A 2,779-nucleotide genomic window follows, 5' to 3' on the forward strand; every position below is an offset into this window, starting at 1 on the left:
AGGAAATCAGCCGAAAAGCGGCGGAAAATGCTCGATCTACCCGGAGTGAACCTCGACCCTCGCGGTAAAACTCATCTCCCCCTCGCCCTTTCTGTCCAGATAATCGTGGATATCGTATCGGATCGTGAAACGATCTCCCTCCACAAAGGCCTTCTCCCCGACATGTTCAATAATCCCGGCCATCGAAAACTCCGCGAGATAGGCCTTGCCCTCAATCCTTTTTCCACCAGCTTTCTCGATCGCAAGGTCCCTTATCATCACCGGCCTGTCAAAGAGGATCCTCAATTCTTGAGAATTCTCCTCTTCCCCGTGGGCGTGCCTGACTAGAAAAGCATCGAGTATCACCGGCGGGCCAGGCTCCCGAACGGCTATCCCCGGGGAAGCCATTTCCACTTTTTCTCCGCTACCCGCATTCAGTATCACCTTTTCCAGCTCGCCGTAGAACTGCTTGTAAGTAATGAAAAATGCACGGGCTGTATCGGCGAGCTCCTCCTTTTTGGGAATTATTCCCGCCTTTATTGAAATACTGAGGGTTTTACCGGTAACGGAAATTTCCTCAAGTTCCCCCCACCCTTGGTATATCGGCTTGACATATTTCCCCATCGCCCGCGATGGAAGGCCTGCAATCATGGTCCTGGCGATGAGCGTTTCCTTCTCCTCCGGTGTCGTCACGAAGAAAGGGTAGGGAACGAAAGAGTCCCCCCCTTTTTCAGGGTAATAGATGACGAGCCCCTCACAATCGACCATCCCCGCGTCGGGAATCCGGCCGAAGTACCTGACATAGTCATCGGACACACGCACGTTGACATGCTTCATCAAGCTCTCTGAAATGCCTTTATGCATCGTGTTTCCGTGCCTTAAATAAAAATATAAAGCTGCGACGACCAATAAAGAAAAGATCAAAACTATGACATTTCTCACTGCTGGATTTAATTTTCTCATCGACTCTACCTGTAAAATAATAGTATTTGTATACCGCTGAACTCAGCTCCCGGCTTCGATAAACTTTTTTACACTTACTTTAAACTCTGTAGAATCCCACAAATGCAGCGATTCGTGCCTTTCGAGAACCTCCCCTTCTTCTGATATGAAAAATGTTGTGGGTAGAAATATAACATCGAGGATACGGGCAATATTTCCATCCAAATCCTTCCTGAAGATGGCGTTTCCCTTATTGTCGGGCAGATTACTCAAAAATTCTTCATATCCGAGAGGTGTTATATCGACGATGGAAAAAAGAACATCTTCTCCCATAAAATCCTCAGACAACGTGACAAATCTCTCTAAATGCCTCTTACAATCCGACATGGATGACGTGTAGACGACGAGAACAACTTTCCTTCCTCTGAGATTTTCAAGGGTCGTCTCTTTCCCCGCGGAGTCGACAACCTTCAGGTGGAAAGGCATAGCTTCCCCACTGTACAATTTCCCACCGTGGAATAAGATCAGAACTGAGAGGAGAATAACAAAAGACTTCTGAAATAAAAATATTCTCAACACTTTTTCCTTTCAATAATTTATAATCCCCTAAACTATTATTGCAGAAATCTTCAAAATTCTATCTAACAAAAATCCTTCTCCCACTTTCGCTCCGGTACCAGGCAAACAGGTCAGGATTCCTTAAAAAGGTCTCCCTGCATTCACGGGTGCAGAACCCGTAGGTCTGGCCTTTCCACCCGAGTGAGTAACGAAAGGGCTCGATACCCGGCTTTTTCCCGCATACGGGATCATATGGGAAAACGGGTTCAAACTGATTGGACAATTTGTTCTCTTCCATGACAACCATCCTTTCCACAGAGTTTTTGTTTACCGTTGTAAAAAATATCCCANNNATCATGGGCTCCGTGTAAACCTATACGATACTTAAGCAACGAAAATGCCAAAAGACACGGCCACCATACTCAGAAGATAAAGCGTTGATATTTGATGGTATTTTTTATTGATTAGACTCAGAATCCAAGAGTTTGATCGAATTTGGTGTAAAATATATAACCGATTTGACCATTTCCTGCGAATTTTTTTCGCATGTATAAAGTCGATAGCCCTATCCCCTTGTTCACCTCTTGGCAAATCATCATTAGCCGTGTTCAACAATAAATTTTCAATACTTCTCAGGTAATAAAAATTTGATAAGCCCAGGACACGAACCCATGGTAAGTCCTCCTGAAATCCTCCCTGTTGTCCGAGTCGAGGGAATATGGCTCTAACCCTTCGATACCGATGGAAAGGCGCACGAATTCCGGAGTCACCCCGGCAGCGAGCTGCTCCTCGGGGTTGAGCCGCTGATGTGTGGTGCTTGCGGGATGGATGACCAGGCTCTTCGCATCCCCGATATTAGCAAGGAGGGAGAGGAGCTTAACGTTATCGATGAATGTTTTGCCGGCTTCGTATCCTCCCTTCACGCCGAAGCCCACTATAGCGCCGAATCCTCCGTCCAGATACTTCTTTGCGAGCTCGTGGGTCGGGTGATCCTCGAACCCGGAATAGTTCACCCAGGAAACTTTCGGGTGGCTACTCAGATACGTTGCCACCTTTAGGGCATTATTGTGGTGCTTCTCCATCCTCAAGTGGAGCGTCTCGAGTCCCTGAAGGAAGAGGAAGGCGTTGAAAGGGCTCATGGCGGGCCCGATGTCCCGCATCAGCTGGAGCCTCGCTTTCAGGATGAACGCCGCGTTGCCGAAGGCTTCCACGTATCGCAACCCGTGGTAGCCCGGGTCGGGCTCGGTTGCCCCAGTGCCCGGCAGGCTCTCCGCTCAGAAACTCCCAGAGACGAGCAGGC

Annotated in this window: 4 protein-coding genes; all 4 read right to left on the minus strand. The window is 48.0% G+C overall.

Translation table 11 applies throughout. The features are described 5' to 3' along the window. Positions 1–36: 36 nt before the first annotated feature. Positions 37–816, minus strand: a complete 780-nt coding sequence (locus GTN70_11390; protein ID NIO17563.1) for a hypothetical protein — start codon at positions 814–816, stop codon at positions 37–39. Positions 817–984: 168 nt separating this feature from the next. After that, on the minus strand, positions 985–1,497 hold the full coding sequence (locus tag GTN70_11395) for a redoxin domain-containing protein (GenBank protein NIO17564.1): 513 nt from the start codon (positions 1,495–1,497) through the stop codon (positions 985–987). A 61-nt stretch (positions 1,498–1,558) separates the two neighbouring features. Beyond that, entirely contained in the window at positions 1,559–1,777 is a 219-nt protein-coding gene (locus tag GTN70_11400) for a YHS domain-containing protein (GenBank protein ID NIO17565.1), read from the minus strand. A gap of 334 nt (positions 1,778–2,111) precedes the next feature. Beyond that, entirely contained in the window at positions 2,112–2,744 is a 633-nt protein-coding gene (locus GTN70_11405) for a hypothetical protein (GenBank protein NIO17566.1), read from the minus strand. Between the last annotated feature and the right edge of the window lie 35 nt (positions 2,745–2,779).

It is taken from the genome of Deltaproteobacteria bacterium (assembly GCA_011773515.1).
Taxonomy (GTDB): domain Bacteria; phylum Desulfobacterota; class Deferrimicrobia; order J040; family J040; genus WVXK01.